25 protein-coding genes are annotated in these 20,375 nt (G+C 70.9%); 9 read left to right on the top strand and 16 right to left on the bottom strand.

All coding sequences use genetic code 11. The annotated features are described in order from the left end of the window. Positions 1 to 54: 54 nt before the first annotated feature. The 3 genes from IFT36_RS09955 to IFT36_RS09945 are packed head-to-tail and all read right to left on the bottom strand — an operon-like array spanning position 55 to position 3,495. Entirely contained in the window at positions 55 to 894 is an 840-nt protein-coding gene (locus tag IFT36_RS09955; RefSeq protein ID WP_277959221.1) for a hypothetical protein, read from the bottom strand. Beyond that, positions 891 to 2,024, bottom strand: a complete 1,134-nt coding sequence (locus IFT36_RS09950) for a DNA adenine methylase (protein ID WP_307785078.1) — start codon at positions 2,022 to 2,024, stop codon at positions 891 to 893. The genes IFT36_RS09955 and IFT36_RS09950 overlap by 4 nt, the downstream gene beginning before the upstream one ends. Positions 2,025 to 2,043: 19 nt before the next feature. Then, positions 2,044 to 3,495: a protein kinase domain-containing protein gene (locus tag IFT36_RS09945; RefSeq protein WP_082460653.1), complete on the bottom strand. Its 1,452-nt coding sequence runs from the start codon at positions 3,493 to 3,495 to the stop codon at positions 2,044 to 2,046. 141 nt (positions 3,496 to 3,636) lie between these two features. On the opposite strand from IFT36_RS09945, the gene IFT36_RS09940 reads away from it, so the two are divergent. Next, positions 3,637 to 4,347, top strand: a complete 711-nt coding sequence (locus IFT36_RS09940; RefSeq protein ID WP_256415794.1) for an NADPH-dependent F420 reductase — start codon at positions 3,637 to 3,639, stop codon at positions 4,345 to 4,347. An 85-nt stretch (positions 4,348 to 4,432) separates the two neighbouring features. Here IFT36_RS09940 and IFT36_RS09935 read toward each other — a convergent pair whose 3' ends face one another. Together IFT36_RS09935 and IFT36_RS09930 are read right to left on the bottom strand one after the other, a co-directional pair. Further along, positions 4,433 to 4,858, bottom strand: a complete 426-nt coding sequence (locus IFT36_RS09935; protein ID WP_056049814.1) for a DUF4307 domain-containing protein — start codon at positions 4,856 to 4,858, stop codon at positions 4,433 to 4,435. Positions 4,859 to 5,063: 205 nt separating this feature from the next. After that, positions 5,064 to 5,234, bottom strand: a complete 171-nt coding sequence (locus tag IFT36_RS09930) for a hypothetical protein (RefSeq protein ID WP_157485568.1) — start codon at positions 5,232 to 5,234, stop codon at positions 5,064 to 5,066. Between the two features lie 343 nt (positions 5,235 to 5,577). On the opposite strand from IFT36_RS09930, the gene IFT36_RS09925 reads away from it, so the two are divergent. Beyond that, positions 5,578 to 6,378, top strand: coding sequence for an SGNH/GDSL hydrolase family protein (locus IFT36_RS09925; RefSeq protein ID WP_192124974.1), 801 nt, complete (start codon positions 5,578 to 5,580; stop codon positions 6,376 to 6,378). Here IFT36_RS09925 and IFT36_RS16920 read toward each other — a convergent pair. Continuing rightward, positions 6,375 to 7,217, bottom strand: a complete 843-nt coding sequence (locus tag IFT36_RS16920; RefSeq protein ID WP_200413021.1) for a septum formation family protein — start codon at positions 7,215 to 7,217, stop codon at positions 6,375 to 6,377. The two genes, IFT36_RS09925 and IFT36_RS16920, sit on opposite strands and share 4 nt — an antisense overlap. 179 nt (positions 7,218 to 7,396) lie before the next feature. Here IFT36_RS16920 and IFT36_RS09915 point away from each other — a divergent pair, with 179 nt between their 5' ends. Next, complete coding sequence (locus IFT36_RS09915) at positions 7,397 to 7,669, top strand: hypothetical protein (protein ID WP_148053659.1); 273 nt, start codon at positions 7,397 to 7,399, stop codon at positions 7,667 to 7,669. Positions 7,670 to 7,693: 24 nt separating this feature from the next. Here the strand turns inward: IFT36_RS09915 and kdpC are convergent, their stop codons facing one another. From kdpC to IFT36_RS16910, 5 genes are read right to left on the bottom strand one after another with little or no spacing between them, the layout of a single operon-like run. Continuing rightward, positions 7,694 to 8,299: a potassium-transporting ATPase subunit KdpC gene (gene kdpC, locus IFT36_RS09910; protein WP_137847194.1), complete on the bottom strand. Its 606-nt coding sequence runs from the start codon at positions 8,297 to 8,299 to the stop codon at positions 7,694 to 7,696. A 31-nt stretch (positions 8,300 to 8,330) separates the two neighbouring features. Next, positions 8,331 to 10,490, bottom strand: a complete 2,160-nt coding sequence (gene kdpB, locus IFT36_RS09905; RefSeq protein WP_056049831.1) for a potassium-transporting ATPase subunit KdpB — start codon at positions 10,488 to 10,490, stop codon at positions 8,331 to 8,333. Positions 10,491 to 10,492: 2 nt separating this feature from the next. Continuing rightward, positions 10,493 to 12,166: a potassium-transporting ATPase subunit KdpA gene (gene kdpA, locus IFT36_RS09900; RefSeq protein WP_200413020.1), complete on the bottom strand. Its 1,674-nt coding sequence runs from the start codon at positions 12,164 to 12,166 to the stop codon at positions 10,493 to 10,495. Then, a complete protein-coding gene (kdpF, locus tag IFT36_RS16915; RefSeq protein ID WP_071257733.1) occupies positions 12,166 to 12,255 on the bottom strand; it encodes a K(+)-transporting ATPase subunit F in 90 nt (29 codons plus the stop codon). The genes kdpA and kdpF overlap by 1 nt, the downstream gene beginning before the upstream one ends. After that, positions 12,252 to 12,392, bottom strand: coding sequence for a hypothetical protein (locus tag IFT36_RS16910; RefSeq protein WP_156155567.1), 141 nt, complete (start codon positions 12,390 to 12,392; stop codon positions 12,252 to 12,254). The genes kdpF and IFT36_RS16910 overlap by 4 nt, the downstream gene beginning before the upstream one ends. Positions 12,393 to 12,603: 211 nt before the next feature. Here IFT36_RS16910 and IFT36_RS09885 point away from each other — a divergent pair, with 211 nt between their 5' ends. From IFT36_RS09885 to IFT36_RS09875, 3 genes are all read left to right on the top strand, one after another. Next, positions 12,604 to 13,914 carry a cytochrome P450 gene (locus IFT36_RS09885; protein ID WP_200413019.1) on the top strand — a complete coding sequence of 437 codons (1,311 nt, stop codon included), beginning with the start codon at positions 12,604 to 12,606 and terminating at the stop codon, positions 13,912 to 13,914. 306 nt (positions 13,915 to 14,220) lie between these two features. Continuing rightward, entirely contained in the window at positions 14,221 to 14,427 is a 207-nt protein-coding gene (locus IFT36_RS09880; RefSeq protein WP_173154481.1) for a hypothetical protein, read from the top strand. A 193-nt stretch (positions 14,428 to 14,620) separates the two neighbouring features. Beyond that, on the top strand, positions 14,621 to 16,003 hold the full coding sequence (locus tag IFT36_RS09875) for a TrkH family potassium uptake protein (RefSeq protein WP_200413018.1): 1,383 nt from the start codon (positions 14,621 to 14,623) through the stop codon (positions 16,001 to 16,003). Positions 16,004 to 16,164: 161 nt separating this feature from the next. Here IFT36_RS09875 and IFT36_RS09870 read toward each other — a convergent pair whose 3' ends face one another. The 4 genes from IFT36_RS09870 to IFT36_RS09855 all read right to left on the bottom strand — a co-directional run bounded on the left by IFT36_RS09870 (position 16,165) and on the right by IFT36_RS09855 (position 18,462). Beyond that, on the bottom strand, positions 16,165 to 16,710 hold the full coding sequence (locus tag IFT36_RS09870) for a sigma-70 family RNA polymerase sigma factor (protein WP_236556920.1): 546 nt from the start codon (positions 16,708 to 16,710) through the stop codon (positions 16,165 to 16,167). A 200-nt stretch (positions 16,711 to 16,910) separates the two neighbouring features. Then, the gene (locus tag IFT36_RS09865) at positions 16,911 to 17,249 is read right to left on the bottom strand and encodes a hypothetical protein (protein WP_200413017.1); all 339 of its coding nucleotides are present in this window, start codon (positions 17,247 to 17,249) and stop codon (positions 16,911 to 16,913) included. Beyond that, the gene (locus IFT36_RS09860; protein WP_200413016.1) at positions 17,246 to 17,899 is read right to left on the bottom strand and encodes a hypothetical protein; all 654 of its coding nucleotides are present in this window, start codon (positions 17,897 to 17,899) and stop codon (positions 17,246 to 17,248) included. Before IFT36_RS09860 ends, IFT36_RS09865 begins: the two co-directional genes overlap by 4 nt. Further along, positions 17,896 to 18,462, bottom strand: coding sequence for an RNA polymerase sigma factor (locus tag IFT36_RS09855; protein ID WP_200413015.1), 567 nt, complete (start codon positions 18,460 to 18,462; stop codon positions 17,896 to 17,898). Before IFT36_RS09855 ends, IFT36_RS09860 begins: the two co-directional genes overlap by 4 nt. A 217-nt stretch (positions 18,463 to 18,679) precedes the next feature. On the opposite strand from IFT36_RS09855, the gene IFT36_RS09850 reads away from it, so the two are divergent. From IFT36_RS09850 to IFT36_RS09840, 3 genes are all read left to right on the top strand, one after another. Next, positions 18,680 to 18,913: a hypothetical protein gene (locus IFT36_RS09850; protein WP_159825894.1), complete on the top strand. Its 234-nt coding sequence runs from the start codon at positions 18,680 to 18,682 to the stop codon at positions 18,911 to 18,913. 70 nt (positions 18,914 to 18,983) lie between these two features. Beyond that, positions 18,984 to 19,190 (top strand): hypothetical protein, encoded by a 207-nt coding sequence (locus IFT36_RS09845; RefSeq protein WP_200413014.1) that lies wholly within the window; start codon positions 18,984 to 18,986, stop codon positions 19,188 to 19,190. Between the two features lie 14 nt (positions 19,191 to 19,204). Continuing rightward, positions 19,205 to 19,402: a hypothetical protein gene (locus tag IFT36_RS09840; RefSeq protein WP_159825896.1), complete on the top strand. Its 198-nt coding sequence runs from the start codon at positions 19,205 to 19,207 to the stop codon at positions 19,400 to 19,402. A 700-nt stretch (positions 19,403 to 20,102) separates the two neighbouring features. Here the strand turns inward: IFT36_RS09840 and IFT36_RS09835 are convergent. Further along, positions 20,103 to 20,375: hypothetical protein (locus IFT36_RS09835; protein WP_200413013.1), on the bottom strand; the 273-nt coding region annotated here is incomplete at its 5' end.

Here is a 20,375-nt window from a genome sequence, read left to right as displayed (position 1 = left end):
CTCGGCTGCGGGCCGCGGGCCACGGGCCACGGGCCACGGGCCGCGGCCCGCGGCCTACGGGATGAGGCGGCGCAGGCGTGCGGCGTCGGCCAGGTCGACCCGGAAGCGGTCGAGCGTCGACAGCGTGTAGAGCCCGTCGATCTGCTGGTCGACCCAGAGCTGGTGGATGCGCTTGAGGTCGGCCTGACGGCTCTTCCAGCCGATGCCGTCGATCACGGCCATGACGGTCTGTCGGGGCAGCCGCACGTCGGCCATCTCCTCGATCTCGCGGACGGCGTCGGTCAGCTTCGAACCGGTCGAGTCGAACCCCTTCGCCGCGACCACGATGGCGGGCTCCTGCGCCGAGGGGATCACCAGGTCGCACGGCGCCGTACGGTTCGCCCGGCCGGTGAACCGCGTCCGCGTGCCGCAGGCGAGTCCGAGGTCACGGGCGATGGCCTCGATCTCGTCCTCGAGCCGCCGTCCCGACACCCCCGCGCGGATCGCCGACGCCCGGGTGCCGGCCCGGGCCGAGAGCAGGTCGCCGAAGTCGTACGTGCGGTGCCGCTGGGACGCGACGAGGCGGACGAGCTCGAACTCGTCGTCCAGATGGGCGACCAGTTCGTCGGCCCGTCCGCGCGCGAGCGTCAGCCAGCTGGGGGTGTCGAAGGCGTGCCGCAGCGAGTTGCGCAGCTTCTCCTGCGACAGCCCGACGGCCAGGCCGAGGGCGGGCACCCACGCCGGGTGCTGCCGGGTCCACTCGGCGAGGTGGTCGCGGTCGACGACGGGCAGGTCGCCGAGGCTCGCCGCGGCCCGGCCGAGGTCGGTCGCCGCGGCCGACGGAGCGGTCGGGTCGACGTGCGGGGTCATGCGGCCGAGCGAGGCGACGTACTCGTCGAAGGTGGGGATCGTCACGGTCGGTCCCTCCCGACGAAGACGTACTCGGTGGCCGCGGTGCGGGTCGCCGCGCGGTGCGTGCCGAAGCTGTAGGTGTGGTCGACCACGCGCACCTCGACGTGCGGCTTGACCGTGCGCATCAGCTGCTCGATGCGCTCGCGGCTCGGCACGGCGTTCGACGAGTACGACAGCACGAGCGCCCCGGCGTCGGCGAACTGCTCGAAGGTGCGCACGAGGGCGTCGTCGACCGTGCGCGGGTAGGCGAACGGCGTGAACAGCTTGGCGATCTTCTTCGTCTTGGTCTCGGTCATGATCGTCTGCCCCCGCCAGTACACGGCCAGCCCCTGCAGGAAGTGGTACCGCTTCATGTAGTCCGCGTCGTCCCGAGGAGGCGCGTAGGGCGGATCGAGGTACACCAGGTCGGCGGGTGGTCGCCCGAGGTCGGCGACGTCGCCCTCGACGGCCTCGTGCGCGAGCCCGTCGTCGAACACCGTCGCACCGTAGGCCCGGACGGCCGCCCGGAACTGCTCGGCCATGGTCAGCCGCAGGTCGCGGCGCCCGTCGTCGTACCGCGCCCCGGTGAAGGTGAAGACGCCCCGGGGCTGCTTGCGAGCCGCGGCCAGCACGAGGCCCGCGATCGCCAGGTCGCGCTCGGCACCGACGAGCCGGTCGACGTGCGACCAGGCCGAGTCGAGGAACGCCCGGTCGTCGGCCGAGAAGAACACGCCGTCGAAGGTGCGGCGGACGACGTCGCGGTCGTCCGCGGGCGGGCCGCAGATCTCGTCGACGAGCTCGTCGGACAGCGTCGTCGACCCGTTGACGACGGAGGCGCGGGCGATGACCGCGGGGAACGCCAGGAAGTCGTTGCTCACGACCTGGCGACCTTCCGCCTTCATCAGGTACGAGACGACGCCGGACCCGCTGAAGGCGTCGATCGCGGTCGAGGGCCGCACCGCGCCTCCTCGGCCTCCGGGTTCGCGGGCCGACACGGGCGCCACGCTCGAGAAGACGTCGTGCAGCACGGGCAGCAGCGCGTACTTCGAGCCCATGTAGCGCAGGCGGGGGAAGGCGGCGACGCGGGCGGGCACGGCGGCGGGCCCGGTCGCGGTGGGCCGGCTCGCGGCGGAGGGCACGAGCTCGACGGTCACCGGGCAAGTCTGCCGCACGTCAGCGGTCGGACGGGCTCCGCGTGCGGGAGTCGAGGTCGACGCGCTCGGCGTGCGGGACGCTGCCGGTGGTCGTGCCGGCGATGCGCAGGCTCTCTTGTCGCAGCTCGAGCTGGGCGACGACGAGCGCCGCGAGGTCGGCGAGGTTGGCGACCTGCTCGTCACTGGCCGTGCCCGGCTCGCGCCCGATCACCGAGAGGGTGCCGATCGTGTGGCCGTCGCGCCGGGTGAGGGGCACGCTGACGTAGAACCGCATGCCGAGCGGACCGGTGACCAGCGGGCTCGACGCCACGCGACGGTCGGTCGCGGCGTCCTCGATGACCAGCGGCTCGGACGAGTGGACGGCCCCGAGCGAGAGGTCGATGTGCCGGGCGATGTCGCCCACGGCGGGGTCGTAGTGGGTCGTGAACCACGTGCGGTCGTCGTCGATGACGGTCGCCAGGGCGATGGGCGCCGAGAACAGGCGGGCCGCCATGGCGGTGACGCGGTCGAGCGCCTCGTTGGGCAGGGTGTCGAGCACCTCGCTGTGGTCGAACGGCTCGGTGTCGCCCCCGCGCATCGAGCCGTCGCCGGTCGACAGGTCGCCCACGGCGTCGCGGTGCTCGGTCGTCTCGGTGATGACCACGTCGCGCATCATCGCGACGAGCTCGGCCCGCGTCGGCCGCTCGGCGGGGTCCCGTCGGGTCATCGCCCGCAAGGCGTGACGCCAGTGCTCGGGGAGCGGGTCGGGCAGCACCGGGTCGCGCGACAGCCGGGCCACGGCCGACTCGACGAGCGACCCCGGGAACTCGCGTCGACGCGTGAAGCACTGCAGCAGCACCAGGCCGAGGCTGTAGACGTCGCTCGGGGGGCCGACCTGGCCGCCCACGGCCTGCTCGGGGCTGAGGTACGCCGCGGTGCCGGTGGTGACCCCCTCGGCGGTGAGTCGTTCGACGTCCTCGGTGAGGGCGATGCCGAAGTCGGCGAGCTTGGCCCGGGCGCGGGCCGCCTCGTGGTCGCCGTAGTCGACGAGCAGGATGTTCGACGGCTTGATGTCGCGGTGCACGACCGCGTGGCCGTGGATGTAGTCGAGCGCCTCGGCCATGTCGTAGCCGATCTCGGCGATGTGCCGCGGGGCGAGCGCGCCGTGCCGCAGACGGTCTTCGAGGTTGAGGCCGGCGATCAGCGGCATCACGAGGAAGCGTTGCGGACCGTTCGGCCCCTGCTCGACGCCGGCGTCGAAGAGACCGACGAGGCCGTGGTGCTCGAGGCTCGACAGCACGCCGAGCTCGGCCTCTTGTCGGGCCGGGTCGACCATCGCGCTGTGGAAGACCTTGATCGCGACCGTGCGGTTGAGGCTCTCGTCGACGGCCTTGTAGACGGTCGCCATGCCGCCGCGGCCCACGACGGACTGCAGGCGGTAGCGCTCGGCGAGGACGCGATCGAGCGCGTCGTCCTGCTGTGGCGCGGCCATCGCCTCCCCCTCGTGACTGGTGTGTGGTCCATCCTGTCGCATGCGGGGCGATCTCGTGACGGTCCGGCGGATGACGATCGCATCACGACGAGGTCACGCCCATCGCCCGGGGACCCCGGCGCGAGCGGGCCGGACCTTGCGATGCCCTGGGAGAACGCCGTCGTCGGGAAGGCATCGGGCGGGCCATCGGTTGCGTTGCGCATGACAACCTACGGAATCATCGGAGCAGGCAACATCGGCAGCCAGGTCGCCCGGGCGGTCATCGCCCACGGCCACGACGTCGTGATCAGCAACTCGCGCGGCCCCGAGACCCTGGCCGACCTCGTGGCCGACCTCGGCCCCAAGGCCCGGGCCGCCACGGCGACCGAGGCCGGCGAAGCGGGCGACGTCGTCGTCGTCACCGTCCCCCTCAAGAACGTCGACCAGGTGCCCGTCGAGCCGCTCGCGGGCAAGACCGTGATCGACACGAACAACTACTACTTCGAGCGCGACGGCCACATCACCGCGCTCGACGAGGGCACCGACACGACCGCCGAGATGCTGCAGCGCCACCTGCCCACCAGCACGGTCGTCAAGGGCTTCAACCACATCCCGGCCGACGACATCACGACCGACACCGCCCCGGCCGGCACCCCCGACCGCCGCGCCCTCGCCACGTCGAGCGACTCCCCCGAGGCCGTCGCGCTGATGACCGACCTCTACGACGAGCTCGGCTTCGACACCGTCGACGTCAGCCCGTTGTCCGAGAGCTGGCGCGTCGAGCGCGACCGCCCGGCCTACGTCGTCCGTCAGACGAAGGACGAGCTCGTCGCCAACCTGGCGAAGGCGAACCGGGTGCCGCAGGCCTCCTGACCCGGCCGGGCGGTGACGCCGCCCGACGAACGCGACCCGCGCCTCCTGCAGGAGGCGCGGGTCGCGTCGTTCGTGGAGGTGCCGGTCAGAGCACCCAGCAGCGGTAGGCCGAACCGGTCACGGCGCGCTCGCTGGTCACGAGCGAGGTCGTGTAGGTCTGCGTGAACGTGTCGACCGCGGGCAGGTCGACGACCTTCCACCCGACCACCGCGCGGTTCTCGTTCAGCGCCTGCACCGCACAGCCGACGTCCGTGCCGCCCGCGACGTTGATCGTGTACTGCACCTGGACGGCGTCGTCGCCCGCGACGGTGAAGCCGTAGTGGCTCACCTCGAGCTCGGCCGAGTCGCCGTCGAACGCGACGAGCACGACCCAGGCCGCCACCACGACGGCCACGACGGCACCCGCGACGAGGGCGATCAGTCGCGATCGACGAGTCCGGCCCGGCCGCCGGCCGTACCGACTGTCGAGCCGTGAGGCCGGATCGGCGCGCGCCGGGTCGAGGGTCTGCATGGCGTCAAGGGTAGGAGGCGCCGGCTCGGAACCGCATGGACGTCACGTCCCGCGGTGGCCGGCCGGCCGAGGCGGGCCGCCTGGACGGCTCGGGCCGCCTCGTCGGGTCAACCCGCCTCGAGGGGTCAGGCCGCTTCGGCCGCGAAGAGCATCGACAGGTCGAGGGGCTCGGTGGGGGCCAGTTCGACGTAGACCAGGTCGTCGTTCACAGGAAGAGCCCGTTGCTGAGGAAGAGGGCGGCGACGAGGCTCGCGCTGGCGCCGACGGCCGCCGTGGCGATGACGAAGAGGGTCGCCTGGCGTTCGGTCTCGCGGACCTCGGAGAAGGGGCTCTGGTCCGCGTCGATGCGGCGACGCGACGGCGTGAGGAGTGTCATGGTGTGTCCGATCTCGGCAGCCCTGTGCTGCCTGCCCGTGATGCTGTTGCCGGAGGGGGCGCGACCCGGTCGCGTCCCGCACCGCCCGTGAAGTCGGTGCATAGGAATGAAACCACGGGATAGCTAGTCCCTCTAACTACTCGACCGGGCTGTTCGCATTGCGGACAGCGCCCCCTCTCCGTCGTCGACCAAGCCGGCTCCGAGGCCTGATTCCCCGGCCTTCTGCGCCACCCACCCCCGAAAGGGGAATGTCCTCATTTCGGGGGACCGGCAGACTGACCTCGGTCTCGGGACGAGACCGCCGGAGGCCGCGCCTCCTGCACTGCACGGATTGCGAACGCACATGCCCCTGGTCGAGACCCCGACCCCCCGCCCGCACGGCCGCCTGATCGCGGCCGTCCTGCGCGCCTCCCAACCCCTCTTCCGCCTGCACCTCGCGCTGTACCGGCGCGAGGTGGCGCGGGCGCCCTACCCCCGCGACGCCCGCCACATGACCGTCGACGGCCCGGACCCCGTGCACCTGCTCTTCGTCGGCAGCATCGCCGTCGAGGGCTTCGGCGTGCTCGCGCACGACCTGACCTGCGCCAGCCAGACCGCCCGCCTCGTCGGCTCGGCCCGGGGCCGCGGCGTCACCTGGCGCGAGGTCTCGGCACCCGTGCTCACCGCCGCCGAGGCCGCCCGCGTCGAGCTGCCGGCCGAGCCCGCGGAGGCGGCGGTGGTGCTGCTCGGCATCTGTGACGTCCTGCTGGCGACCGGGGGCGCCTCCTGGGAGGCCGACCTCCGCCGTCTCGCCGACCGGGTGCGCGAGACGGCCGGCCCCGACTGCCGCATGGTCTACGTCGGCATCCCGCCGATGGCCGAGTTCCGGCCGATCCCCCCGGTGGCCAAGCGACTGCTGACCCGTCAGATCGAACGGCTGAACGCGCTGACGGCCCGGGTCGCCCTGACCACGCCCGGCGCATCGTGGGTGCCGTTCCCCGAGTGGCGGTCCGAGGGGCTGTACCACCAGGAGCTGTTGTCGTGGGCCACCATGCACCGGCGCTGGGGGCAGGCGATCGCGCCGGCCGTGGTGAGGTCGCTCGGGGGCGTCACCGCCGCCGAGGCGCGCCACGAGAGCGACCCCGGGCCGGGAGTCCCGGCCTAGACGCCCGAGTCCGCCAGGCTGCCGACGCGGGTCGTGCCGTAGGTGTACGCGTAGCAGACGACCGAGCGCTCGCCGTCGTCCCAGCCCTTCTCGGTGGGGGCGAGCACGCCGTAGTCGGCGAGGGACTCGTCGTACGAGGCCCCGACGTAGTCGCTGAAGGCCGCGTCGCAGAGGTCGGCCGCCTCGTCCAGGACCTCGTAGCCGCCAGGGAACGCCCCGCCGTCCAGCTCGTCCACCAGGTAGGCCTCTTCGTCGTGGGCCTCGTCGCACGAGGCGGTCTCGACGTCGCCGGTGCCCTCGCGACCGAGGTCGCCGACGGTGAAGCAGGTGCCGACGTCGAGCCCGTCGACGCTGGTCACGCCCGAGAAGTCGAGGGGGTAGAGGTAGTCGCCGTAGACCGCGTCCGAGCCGAAGTACGTGGTGGGGTCCTCGTCGGCGTACGACGAACCGTCGTCGTAGCCGTAGCCGGCCGACCCGCCGGCGAGCGACATCCCGCCGAGCAGGCCGGCACCGCCGCCGACGATCAGGGCGACGACCGCGGCACCGACGATCGCGAGGACCCAGGGGGTCCTCGACGGCTGCGACGGCAGGGCGGGGAGGAACGCAGGAGGCGCGGCGTAGGGGTCCTGCGTCGGCCACGCCTGCCAGGGGGCCTGGGCCTGCGGCTGCGGCTGCGGCTGGGGCTGCTGCTGCTGCTGCTGCGGCCAGCCGGGCGACTCTGACCCGGGCTGGGGCCACCCCTGCGGCTGCTGCGGCTGCTGCGGCTGCTGCGGCTGCTCGGGCTGCTGCCATCCCTGCGGTCGCTGCTCGGGTGCGCCCGGCTCGATCGGTGTGCTCACGGTCGTCCCCTTCGTGGACCGGGCGGTCGGATCACCGGGTCACGCCGGATCATATCCAGCCCCGGGCACCCCGCTCGACCCCCTGTCCGGGAAGACGATCGTGATCTGGTTGCCCGCCCTCCCGGCCTGACCTACACTCGATCCGTTCGAACACACGTTCGAACGTGCAGGAGGACGACATGAGCACCCAGACCACCCACGAGCCCGTCGCGCTGTGGTTCGAGCGCGACCTGCCGGCGCGGCTGGTCTGGTCCTGCCGACGGTGGCGGGTGAGCGACACCCCGACCGAGCTGCGGGTCGAGCCGGCCGTGACGCCCCCCTTCATCACGCATCCGCCCCGTCGCTTCGTCGGCTGGCGTTTCCAGGCCACCGACGACGACGACACGACCCACATGTTCGAGGTCGTCCTCGGCACCGACGGCGGGTGGGTGCTGGGCCGCGTCTACGACTGACCTCGAGGTCGCGGCGCGCGGGCCTCAGCGTCCCGTCTCGGCCAGGGCCGCGTTGAGCTCGAGCACGTTCACGGTGGGCTCGCCCAGGTAGCCGAGGTCGCGGCCCTGGGTGTGCTCCTCCACGAGCGCCTCGACGTCCGCGACCGGCAGGTCACGTGCCGCGGCGACCCGCTCGACCTGGATGCGCGCGTACTCGGGGCTGATGTGCGGGTCGAGCCCGGACGCGGAGGCGGTGAGCGCGTCGACGGGGACGTCCTCCGGGGCGACTCCGTCGCTCTCGGCGATCGCCGCCCGCCGCTCCTCGACGGCCGCGATGAGGTCCTCGTTCTCGGGCCCGTAGTTGCTGCCGCTCGAGGCGGAGGCGTCGTAGCCGTCACCGGCAGCCGAGGGCCGCGACTGGAACCACTCGGGCAGGGCGACACCGTCGGCGTCGGTGAAGGACTGCCCGATGAGTGACGAGCCGACGGTCTCACCGTCGACGTGGACGGCGGAACCGTCCGCCTTGCCGCCCAGGACGAGCTGGCCGACCCCGGTGACGACGGCCGTGTAGGCCACGCCGAGGACGACGGTGAAGACGAGCATCGCGCGGAGGGCGACACCGTACTGGCGGAGCAGGGTGCGGGTGTTCATGGTCTCTCTCTCGTTCGTCGTCTGCGTCGGTTCAGAAGCCGGGGAGCAGGCTGACGATCAGGTCGATGATCTTGATGCCGACGAACGGGGCGACGACGCCGCCGAGTCCGTAGACGAGGAGGTTGCGCGACAGGATCGACGACGCCGACGCCGCCCGGTACTTCACGCCCCGCAGGGCGAGCGGGATGAGCACGACGATCACGAGGGCGTTGAAGACGATCGCCGAGAGGATCGCCGAGGCCGGCGAGGACAGCTGCATGACGTTCAGCAGCCCGAGCCCGGGGAACACCCCGGCGAACATGGCCGGGATGATCGCGAAGTACTTCGCGATGTCGTTGGCGATCGAGAACGTCGTGAGGGCGCCGCGGGTGATGAGCAGCTGCTTGCCGATGCGGACGATGTCGATCAGCTTGGTCGGGTCGCTGTCGAGGTCGACCATGTTGCCGGCCTCCTTCGCGGCCGAGGTGCCCGTGTTCATCGCGACGCCGACGTCGGCCTGGGCCAGCGCGGGGGCGTCGTTGGTGCCGTCGCCGGTCATCGCGACGAGCGCGCCTCCTTCTTGCTCCCGGCGGATGAGGGCGAGCTTGTCCTCCGGGGTGGCCTCGGCGAGGTAGTCGTCGACGCCGGCCTCGGCCGCGATCGCCTTGGCGGTGAGGGGGTTGTCGCCGGTGATCATGACCGTGCGGATGCCCATGCTGCGCAGTTCGGCGAAGCGTTCGCGCAGGCCGGTCTTGACGACGTCCTTGAGGTACACGACGCCGAGGACGCGAGCCTCCGAGGCCGTGGTCTTGATCGCGACGACCAAGGGGGTCCCTCCGGCGTTCGAGATCTCGTCGATGCGGGTCTGCAGTTCGTCGTGCTCGGTGCTGGCGAGACGACGGTCCTCCTCGACCCAGGCGATGACGGAGTTGCCGGCACCCTTGCGGATCTGCGTGCCGTCGGGCAGGTCGAGACCCGACATGCGGGTCTGGGCGGTGAAGGGCACGATCTCACCCGGCTGACCGTCGGCGTCGTGCCACCCCGTCGTCAGGGCGAGGTCGACGATCGACTTGCCCTCGGGGGTCGGGTCGCTGAGCGACGACCGGGCGGCGGCGTCGACGAGTTCGGCCCGGGCGATGCCGTCGAGCGGCGTGAACTCGGCCGCCTGCCGGTTGCCGTAGGTGATGGTGCCGGTCTTGTCGAGCAGCAGCGTGGTGACGTCACCGGCGGCCTCGACCGCGCGGCCCGACATGGCGAGCACGTTGCGCTGCACCAGGCGGTCCATGCCCGCGATGCCGATGGCGCTGAGCAGCGCGCCGATCGTCGTGGGGATGAGGCAGACCAGCAGGGCGATGAGCACGGGGATGCTCACCGACGCGTCGCTGTAGGCCGCGATGGGGTTCAACGTCAGGGTCACGACGACGAACACGATCGACAGGCTCGCGAGCAGGATGTTCAGCGCGATCTCGTTCGGGGTCTTCTGGCGGGAGGCGCCCTCGACGAGGCGGATCATGCGGTCGACGAAGGTCTCGCCGGGCTTGCTCGTGATGCGCACGACCACCCGGTCGGACAGCACGCGGGTGCCGCCGGTGACCGCGCTGCGGTCGCCGCCCGACTCGCGGATCACCGGGGCGGACTCGCCCGTGATGGCCGACTCGTCGACGCTCGCGATGCCCCATACGATGTCTCCGTCGCCGGGGATCAGCTCGCCGGCGGTCACGACGACCGTGTCGCCGAGCGTGAGGTCGGCCGAGGACACCGACTCCGAGGAGGCGCGCTCGGCACCGGCGTCGGAGGTCGCGTCGTACGAGACCACGCGCTGGGCGGTGGTGCTGGTGCGGGTCGCCTTCAAGGTCTCGGCCTGTGCCTTGCCGCGGCCCTCGGCGACGGACTCGGCGAGGTTGGCGAAGACGACGGTGAGCCAGAGCCAGACGGCGATGGCCCAGGTGAAGGAGCCGGGGACGGGCGAGCCGCCCGAGGTCTCGGGACCGGTGAAGAGGCCGGCGATCGCGAGGATCGTCGTGTAGGCGGCGCCGACCTCGACGATGAACATGACGGGGTTGTGCCACATCTCGCGCGGGTCGAGTTTGCGGAGCGCGCCGGGCAGGGCCGCGACGAGCTGGGCGGCGCCGAACGCGCCTCCTCGGTTCGTCGGGGTCTGGTCACCCTCGCGCTCGTGGTCGGTGGTCGGTGTGTCGGTGGTGATGGACATGGTCACTTCAGCCCTTCGGCGAGCGGTCCCAGTGCGAGGACGGGGAAGTAGGTCAGCGCGGTGATGATCACCGAGACGCCGGTGAGCAGGCCCACGAACTGCGGGCGGTGGGTGGGCAGGGTCCCGGCGGTGGCGGGGACCCTGTCCTGTGCGGCGAAGGAGCCGGCGAGGGCGAGCACGAGCACGATCGGGAGGAAACGGCCGAGCAGCATCGCGACACCGAGGGTGGTGTTGAACCAGGGGGTGTTCGCCGTGAGGCCGGCGAAGGCGGAGCCGTTGTTGTTCGCGGCGGAGGTGAAGGCGTAGAGCACCTCGCTGAAGCCGTGCAGGCCCGGGTTCCAGATCGACGTGCCCTCGACGTCGGCACGCACCGCGGGGATCGCGAAGCTCAGCGCCGTGAAGGCGAGGACGATGGTCGGCGTGACCAGGATGTAGAGGCTGGCGAGCTTGATCTCGCGCGGCCCGATCTTCTTGCCGAGGTACTCCGGGGTGCGGCCGACGAGCAGGCCCGCGATGAACACCGTGATGACGGCCAGGACGAGCATCCCGTAGAGGCCTGATCCGACGCCGCCGGGGGCGATCTCGCCGAGCATCATGTTGATCATCGGCATCATGCCGCCGAGGGCGGTGTACGAGTCGTGCATCGAGTTCACCGCCCCCGTCGACGTCAGGGTCGAGGTGGAACCGAACAGGGTCGATCCCCAGATGCCGAACCGCGCCTCCTTGCCTTCCATCGCGCCTCCGGCGAGCTGGGTGGCGGTGCCGGCACCGCGGAGCTCGAACCAGGTCATGGCGGTCAGCGAGACGGCGAAGATCGTCGTCATGACGGCGGCGATCGCGACGCCCTGCTTCGTCGAGCCGACCATGCGGCCGAAGGTGCGCGGCAGCGAGAACGGGATGACGAGCATCATGAGGATCTCGAACAGGCTCGTCCACGGCGTGGGGTTCTCGAAGGGGTGGGAGCTGTTGGCGTTGAAGAAGCCGCCACCGTTGGTGCCGAGCATCTTGATCGCCTCCTGCGAGGCGACGGGCCCGCCGGGGATCGTCGCGGTCCCTCCGGTGAGGGTCGTGACGTCGGTGAACCCGGCGACGTTCTGGACGACCCCACCCGCGACGAGCACGAAGGCCGCGACGACGGCCAGGGGGAGCAGCAGGCGGACGAGCGTGCGTGTCAGGTCGACCCAGAAGTTGCCCAGCGTGCCGCTCTTCGCGCGGGCGAGCCCTCGGATGACGGCCACGGCGACCACGATCCCGACGGCCGCGGAGACGAAGTTCTGGACGGCGAGTCCGCCGAGCTGCACCGCGTACCCGAGGGTCACGTCGGGCGAGTACGACTGCCAGTTGGTGTTCGTGACGAAGGAGGCCGCGGTGTTGAACGACAGGCCCTCGGGGACGGCGGGGAAGCCGAGCGAGTAGGGCAGGAACGCCTGGAGGCGTTGGATCGCGTAGACGAACAGCACGCCGACGACGGAGAAGCTGAGGACCCCGCGCAGGTAGGCGGGCCAGGTCTGTTCCGCCGCGGAGTCGACGCCGATGAGGCGGTAGAAGCCACGCTCGACGCGGGCGTCCTTCGCCGTCGTGAAGATCCGCGCCATGTAGTCACCCAAGGGGCGGTACACGACGACGAGGACGACGACGACCGTGAGGATCTGGAGGATGCCGAACAGCGCGTCCATCAGAAGCGCTCGGGCTTCACGAGGGCGTACACGAGGTACGCCAGGGCGGCCACGGCGAGGACGGCGGCTCCGATGCTGAAGACGATCACAGCTTCTCGACCCCCTTCGCGACGAGGGACACCACTGCGAACACAGCGATGACGGCGAGCACGTACACGATGTCGAGCACTACGACTCCAAGGAGGACGATCGACGGGCCGGACGGCCCGGTGCCCGTCGTGGGCACAGCGAGTCAGTAGACACCTCGCCGCAGCGCCGATCGCGGGCCCTTACGACTTCCCTACGCCGAACGCCGTCTTCCTCACGGACACCACACGCCCACCACACGCCCACCGGGGCCGGGAGGCGAGGCGGCGACGACGACGCTCCCGGCGGACGGCCGTGACCTCGGCGAGATCGCCTGGTCGCGAATGCGCGAGCGCTGGCACGATGGCCGCATGTTCCCCTCCACACCCAGGACGAACCCGCTTCGCGACGACTCGATCGCCCTGCTCACCCGGGGTTACGGTTTCGGTGCGCGCCTCTGGGAGCGAACGCGGACGGGCGCCCGGGCCGTGCCTCTCCGCCTGCTCGGGCGGGAGGCGCTGCTGGTCCGGGGCGCCGAGGCCGTCGAGCTCTTCTACGACGAACGGCAGATCGCTCGGCACGGGGCCATGCCCGCGATCGTCCAGCAGACGCTCTTCGGCACCGGGTCCGTGCACAGCCTCGACGGAGCGGAACACCGGCACCGCAAAGCGACGTTCCTCGACGTCGCGTACGAGGACGACCAGGTCGCCCGGCTGACGCCCCTGCTCGAACGGGAGTGGCGGCACGAGATCGATGCCTGGCTGTCCGGGGGTCGACGCTCCGCCTACGATGCGGCCGTCGGGGCGTTCGGTCGCGCGAGCATGAGGTGGGCGGGCCTGCCGGGAACCCCGGAGGCGCGGACCCGCTGGTCGGCCCGCCTCGCGCAGATCGTCGACGGCTTCGGTGTGCCGTACTCCCCCGAGTACCTGCTGGCAGCGGTGAACCGTGCCTGGTCCGATCGGCACGCTCGCCGCCTCGTCGAGGCGGTTCGCGCCGGCGCTCTCGCGCCTGGGGAAGGCACGGCCCTCGACGAGTGGGCTCGGCACCGGGACCCCGAGGGCGAGCTGCTGCCCGCGAAGCTGGCGGGGATCGAGCTGCAGAACAGCGTCCGCCCGATGATCGCGGTGGCCCGCTTCGTCGCGTTCGCCGCGAAGGCACTGCACGACCACCCCGAGTGGCGAGAGCGGATCGCCGAGGAAGCCACCGACCGTGGAACGTCGACCGGTGGGCCGCTCGCCGTCGCGTTCGCGCAGGAGGTCCGGCGGACCGCGCCGTTCGTCCCGATGCTGCCCGGCTGGGCGCGCCACGACGTCGAGATCGACGCACGGGAGCTCCCCGCCGGCGGGCGGGTCCTGCTCGACATCCTCGGCACCGACACGGATGACGCCTCCTGGAACCGCGCCTCCGAGTTCGATCCGGACCGTTTCGTGGGCGTCGACGACTACGAGGCGATCTCGACGTTCATCCCTCACGGTGGCGGGGACCCCGCGGGCGGACACCGATGCCCCGGCGAGAAGCTCGCCATCGCCGGCCTCGCCGCCGCCGTCTCGGCGCTCAGCGACCCTCGCCTGGCGATCCTCGACGACGGGCTCGACGTCGACCGGCGACGGCTGCCGACGAAACCGTCGTCCGGCGGCCGGGTCCGCGCAGCCGGAGCGCCATCCCGGTGCCCGTTCCACTGACGTCACCGCGACGCGATCGGCCCTACCTCCGAGCGGGGGTTCTCGGCAACCCCTCTCCGCGCATCCGGCCCCGGGCATAGACACGATCCATGCCGATCCCCACCCGCGGTTTCGCTCACCTCGTCGCCTTCGTCCTGCTCGTCGCCGTCACGGGACGAGCCGACTCCGTCGCCGGTCACGTGCGACATCGGCTCGCCCACGAGGCCGCTGCCACCCACCACTCTCGTGGCGCCCGGGCGCCATCGAGATCCGAGAGGCGACCACGATGATCGAGCAACCCCTGCCGCCGGCCGTCTCCCCCGCGCCATGCCCATGATCTTGCTCGACCCGATCGCCGAGGGCACCTGGCGCGTCCTCGACTACCGGAACGGGAAGACCGGGATCGACGTCCTCGTCGGCTTCGTGCAGAGGGTGACGGACGCCTACGCGGTGACCGATCTCTCGCAGCCCGACGAACAGCGCCTCTGTCACACCCTCGTCGAAGTCCAGGAGCTGTTCGGGGCGGAGGGGTGAGGAAGAACGCAGCGACGAACGACTCACGGAGCCGGAGCGTGACGGCGCGCGGAGCGGCTTCTTCCCGGCAGGTCGCCGGCACCTCGGAGGACACACCGTAGCGCGGTCGGCCTCGCGGACTCTCTCCGCGTTCCTCCGTTCGGCGCCGGTCGACATTGCGGGGCGGCGGGCGAAGTGTCTTACTGTGGGGCCGGTGACGACGCAGACGAAGAGCACCGCCGCTCCTGCCCGGATCGCTGCCTTCTCGCAGGGTGTCCTGCGCCGCTCGCCTGCACTGGTCGCGCTGGGGATCTTCCTCGGCGTCGTCCTGCTTTTCTCCGCCCTGCTGGCACTCCCCGTCGCGACGGCCGACGGCACGAGGACCCCGCTGCACGACGCGGTCTTCACCGCGGTGTCCGCGATGACCGTCACCGGGCTCGTGACCGTCGACACGGCGACCCACTGGTCCTTCTTCGGCCAGGTCGTCATCCTCGCCGGGGTCCAGGTCGGCGGCCTCGGCATCGTGACCATCGCGCTCCTGTTGTCGCGGGCCGTCACGCACAAGCTCGGCGTACGCGGGCGGATCATGGCCCAGCAAGGCATCGGCACCAGCAAGCTCGGCGAGGTCCAGTCCCTGCTCAAGATCGTCGTACTCACCACGGTCGTCGTGGAGGCGGCTCTCGCGCTCGTGCTCGTGCCCGCGTTCATCGTGCGGGAAGGGTCGTTCGTCTCGGGCACGTGGCACGGTGTCTTCTACGCGGTCTCGGCCTTCAACAATGCCGGCTTCGTCACCCACGCCGACGGCCTCGAACAGTTCGCCACCGACCCGGCCATCATCGTCCCTCTCATGGTCGGAGTGTTCGTGGGCAGCCTGGGCTTCCCCGTCTTCATGGTTCTCATGGTGCACAAGACCCACCTGCGACGCTGGAACCTCCACACGAAGCTGACCGTGACGGTCACCACCGGGCTCCTGATCGTGGGAGCTGCGGTGTGGACGCTCCTCGAGTGGAGCAACACGGCGACCATCGGCGACCTCCCGGCGGGCGAGAAGCTGGTCCACGGGCTCTTCGCCTCGACCATGATGCGCAGCGGCGGCTTCGCGCTCGTCGACACCGGCGCCTCCCACCCCATCACCCTGCTGGCCACCGACGCCCTCATGTTCGTCGGCGGCGGGTCCGCCTCCACGGCGGGCGGCATCAAGGTCACGACCATCGCCCTGCTGTTCCTCGCGATCGCCGCCGAGGGCAAGGGCGACAAGAACGTCCGCGTGTTCCGCCGCACCGTCCCCGAGGCAGCTCTCCGCGTCGCGATCAGCGTCATCTTCCTCGGCGCCACCCTCGTCCTCGCCGCGACCGCACTCATCATGACCGTCAGCGACGAACCCCTCGACCGCATCCTCTTCGAGGTGATCTCCGCCTTCGCCACCTGCGGCCTCAGCGTCGGACTCAGCCAAGAGCTCGACCCGTTCGGGAAGTACGTCCTCGCCGCCCTCATGTTCGCCGGCCGGGTCGGACCCATCGGCCTCGCGTCGGCACTCGCCGTCCGACGCCGCACCCTGCTCTACGACTACCCGGAAGACCGCCCCGTCATCGGGTGACACGGGCGTCGACGGGCAGCGCGGGGAAGACAAGCTCCACGGGTGATTCCGGGACGGGCGCTGCTGCGGGCAGAACGCCCGTGCTGAGGAGGTGACCTGTCGAGGTGCTTCGTCGAGAGGCGGATGCCCGTGCGTCGGCCCGGACGGATGGCCCGAAGGCCCTATCCGTCGACGTGCTTCCGGAGGGCGACGAGCGCGTCCCGGATGCGGGTCTTCATCGTCCCGATCGGGACGCCGGCGCGAACGGCTGCTTCGGACCGGGTGAAGCCGCCGTAGTACGTCAGCTCGAGGGCCTCGCGGTGCGCAACGGTGAGGGTTCGCATGGCCCTCGCGACCCGGTGGTGTTCGACCGAGATCTCGGCCTCTTCGGCGACGTCGTCTCGGCTGGGTTCATGGTCGCGGATGCCCACGGCGACGTCGCGGTCCCGTCCGGCCTGAGAAGACCGCACGCGGTCGATCGCACGGCGGCGCGCGCGCATCAGCAGCCACCCCACCGCCGTGCCCTCGGTGGGGTCGAACAGGGGCGCGTCCTGCCAGGCGGCGAGGAACACCTCTTGGGTGACCTCTTCGGACTGCGCCGGATCGACCAGGATGCGGCGCACGAGCCCGAGGACCCGGGACACGGTGCAGTCGTAGAAGACAGCGAAGGCCCGCTCGTTGCCTTCACCGACGAGGGCGAGGAGTTCGTCGCCTGATCGTCGGGTCACGGCTGGCAGCGCAGGTGCAAGAGACACGGGGGAGCCATTCGTTCGGAAGGGGTACAGGAGGGATGCTCCCCCAGGCATTCGGCCACTGTATGCGGGTGCACCATGCGTGGTACCCCCAGTCCGGGACGCCCGTGCGTGGCCTTCGTCATCTGGCGGCACGGTGAGAGCAGGCGCGGCGACCCCTTGGTCGCCGCCCTCGGTCAGTCCACGCGGGCGATGCGGACGTCGACCCGCCTGACTGCCGTGCCCGCTCGGCCCAGCCTCTCCAGGAGGGCGTCGTGGACGCGGTGGGCGACGTCGGGCGAGATGCTGTCGGCATCGGTGGCGATGGTGAGGGCGACGACGCCGTCGTCGCCGATCTCGACCCGAGGAGGCGGGGGCGGTGTGCTCGGGTCGGGCGTCAGCCGGGCAGCCAGGAGAGCGGGCAGGGTCGCCCGCGGCTGGTAGATGTGAGCCACACCAGGAATTGCCTCGACGAGCTCCTCGAGTTCGAGGGCGAGTGCGTCACGGGCGGTGTCGTCGAGGTCGTGGCTGGTCATCGTTCTTCCTCCGGGACGGGGGCTGCGCCGTCCGTGCGGATCGTGACGTCGATGCTCTCGACGTTCATCTCCGTGTGCGTCCGCAGCGCCTCCTCGACGGCCGAGCACACTGCGTCCGTCACGGCCTCCGCCGTCGCGCCGTGGTCACGGACGATGCGTGCCCACACACGGACGACGACCGGGGCACCGGGCGTGGTGACGTCACCCTCGAGCGTGCACCTCCCGATGAGGACACCGTCGACGGTGTCGCCGGCGCGGCGGACGATGCTGCGGACGGCTCCCTCGGTGATGACGGAGTTCTCGGTCTCCTTCAGCGGCGGGAGGGGGATGTCCCGGCCGGCGTGCGCTTCGAGGCTGATGTTGGTGATGATCTCGGTGATCCAGTCGTCTTCGCGCGCGTCCTCGTCGAGCGCGTCGGCCTCGAGCGCTCCGTGGGACAGCATGCGCACCCTCGTCAGGGCATCGAGGACGTTCTGGCAAGCCGGTGAGTCGTCGATCGTCGGGTCCGCCGGGGTCATCCCGGCATCGAGGTAGTCGGCGAGCTCGTCGATGGTGTGCCCGTCGAGCCGGTCGGGCTCGAGCGACAGTGTCTCGACGTCGTCGCCGCTGACACCCGCGGCCTCGAGGTCGTCGGGAAGATCGGTGGTCATCGCCATCCCTCCATCTCGCTGATCATGTTCTTGCGCGCCCGGGAGAGGAGCCCCCGGACCGTGGACACGGGAAGACCCAAGTCGTCCGCGATCTCGTCGTAGGACTGCCCGACCATCTCCTTCAGGATCCACGCCCGCCGTTGAGGGGCGGGCATCGCCTCCAACGCCAGGGTCAGCGCGTGTTCCCGCGACCGGGCCTCGACGACACGGTGCGGCGTCTCGTGCTCGGGTCCCTCGGAGTCGTGGTCGGCGATGTCGTCGTGGTCACGCCTGGCCCTGATCCTGTCCACGCACCGCCTGCTGACGATGCGCATCAACCAGCTCTTGACCTTCGAGGGGTCCTCGATCGAGGGCAGCTGCTTCCACGCCGCGACGAAGGTCTCCTGGACGACGTCGTCGACGTCGTCGGAACGACCGAGGACCCGCCGCGCGTAGGAACGCATCAACGGCCCGTACCGACGAACCAGGACCTCGAACGCCCGGACGTCACCGTGCCCGGCACGCTCGACGAGGGTGTGGTCGTCGGCGTCCGCGAGGTCGACACGGCGCGGCTGATCGGACACCCGTCAGTTCTACCCGGTCCGCGGCTCCCCGTGCCGGCAGAGAAGCGTCCGTGAGCGGGGCGAATCGCTCCCCACCACGACTCGGCCGAAATTCGTCGACGCCCGGCGTGACGAATCGCACACTCGTTGCGACCTAGTAGTGACGCGCTCCTGCTGCCCCTCGACCCGACGAGAAGCATGCGCGCTCCCCACCCGACTTGAATGAGGAACGACACCCGTGACCCTGCTCGCGCCCGCACCCACGATCCGCCCTGCCGCGCCCACCCTCACCGAGGCCGAGCCCGGCTTCTGGGTCGCCAGTACCGGCGGCGCCTTCGCCGGCACCATCGACCACCACGGCGAGCACTTCTACGTACGCGACTGCTTCAGCCAGTACCTCGGCGACTACGGCGACCTCGCCACAGCAGCCGCCCGCCTCCGCACCGACGCCAGCGTGCGAGACGCCGCGTGACGACCACACTCCCCCGAGGGCGGCCGGCACCGGCACCTCCCCGGTGACTTGGCACGAGACGGGCCCCGGCATGTGGACGAGCCGCACCGGCAAGGACATCGCCGGCGCCGTACAGCTCGTCGGGACCTTCATCACCACGAACGCCCGCGGCGACGTGGTCGGGACGTTCGACACCCTCCCCCAGGCGCAAGCAGCCCTCGTCGCACCGCCCACCCCCTCTGGTCGGCCGCGCCCACTCGGCCGACACCGCCTCCTGCCGTGGTCTCGCCGTTGGTGATCACGACACACCTCGTGGCTGACCACGCACGCGAGCCGCGGCGCTCACCTGGTCACCAGGCCCGTAGGTACGACTCGCTGCCCGACGTTCCGCCGGCACTGATCGTCACCTATGCCCGCCGAGAGCAGCGCCGCCGCCTCTTCCCCGTCCCGATGGGGCCCACCTACGCCGACTTCTTCCTCGAGGACACGACCCGCCATGCGACTGCCTGACCCGAACATCGCTCTCACCGCCCCGATCGCCCCCTCCACCCGGCCGCCTCTGCCTGACACGGAGCAAGTGGACATGGAGCCCCTGCTCGCCGACCGTGACCGCCCCTGACCCCCACCCGCCCGGAGCACGCCCGGCCCCGATCTCGCTGCAACGCCTCCCCCACCACGAACTCGTCTCCTACCTCAAACGGCAACTCGCCGTCCCGCTCCCCGGCGAGACCTGCGACTCGCCGACCACGATTCCAGGGGTCACAGGCAATGTAGAAGGCACCGTCGCAAGCTCGTGAGCCACCGCGGGGGCCGCGCATCTCGACATACCGGGCGCTGCCGCCGCGCCTGCTGCTTAACCCTTTTTGAATCGAGGATTGGCGCCTCTAGTCGTCTTCACCCGTGCACGACGCACCCGCAGTCCCTAGCTGCGGCCGAGGTGAAGACCCCGCGAAGCAACGCTGCTTCGCCCCGCTGGGGTGTCGTGGCCCGAACCACGACGCCCCGGCGATACCCCGACTCGAACGGCAAGAAGAACCGAACGGCGCGAACGAGGCAATCAACGGGGCCAGCAAATCAAAGGCATGAATGTCCGACTCGTGCCAGACGAGCATTCAGGCTTGCGCCGGTGAACGATCCCCTATCGGGCGGCCGTCGAAAATGCAGAACATCTGAATTGAACGTAATTGCGTTCTGTGCGGGCAGGATGAGGCTAGCTGTAGGCGCGGAAGTAGAGACGTTGGGGCCGGAATGGCAGCCTCGGCCCCGGAATCGGCCCTGAGAAGTAGTCACCGTGTTCGTCGAGCAAGGTGACGCCTCGCCACGTGCGTCTGATGCTGCCGGCGTAGAGCACGACCTGTTCCATCAGGTCCTTCGCTGCCGCCATGCCGTCATCGTCAGTGCGTCCGGCACCGAAGGTCCACCAGTGAAGCTGCGAGCCCTCGACCACAACATTGCCGTCATGCCGCACGTGAACGGAGAAGGG

Source organism: Frigoribacterium sp. CFBP 13605 (assembly GCF_014839405.1).
Classification (GTDB): Bacteria; Actinomycetota; Actinomycetes; order Actinomycetales; family Microbacteriaceae; genus Frigoribacterium.
The sequence above is the reverse complement of the archived record's forward strand: the minus strand, read 5'-3'. Positions and strand labels throughout refer to the sequence as shown.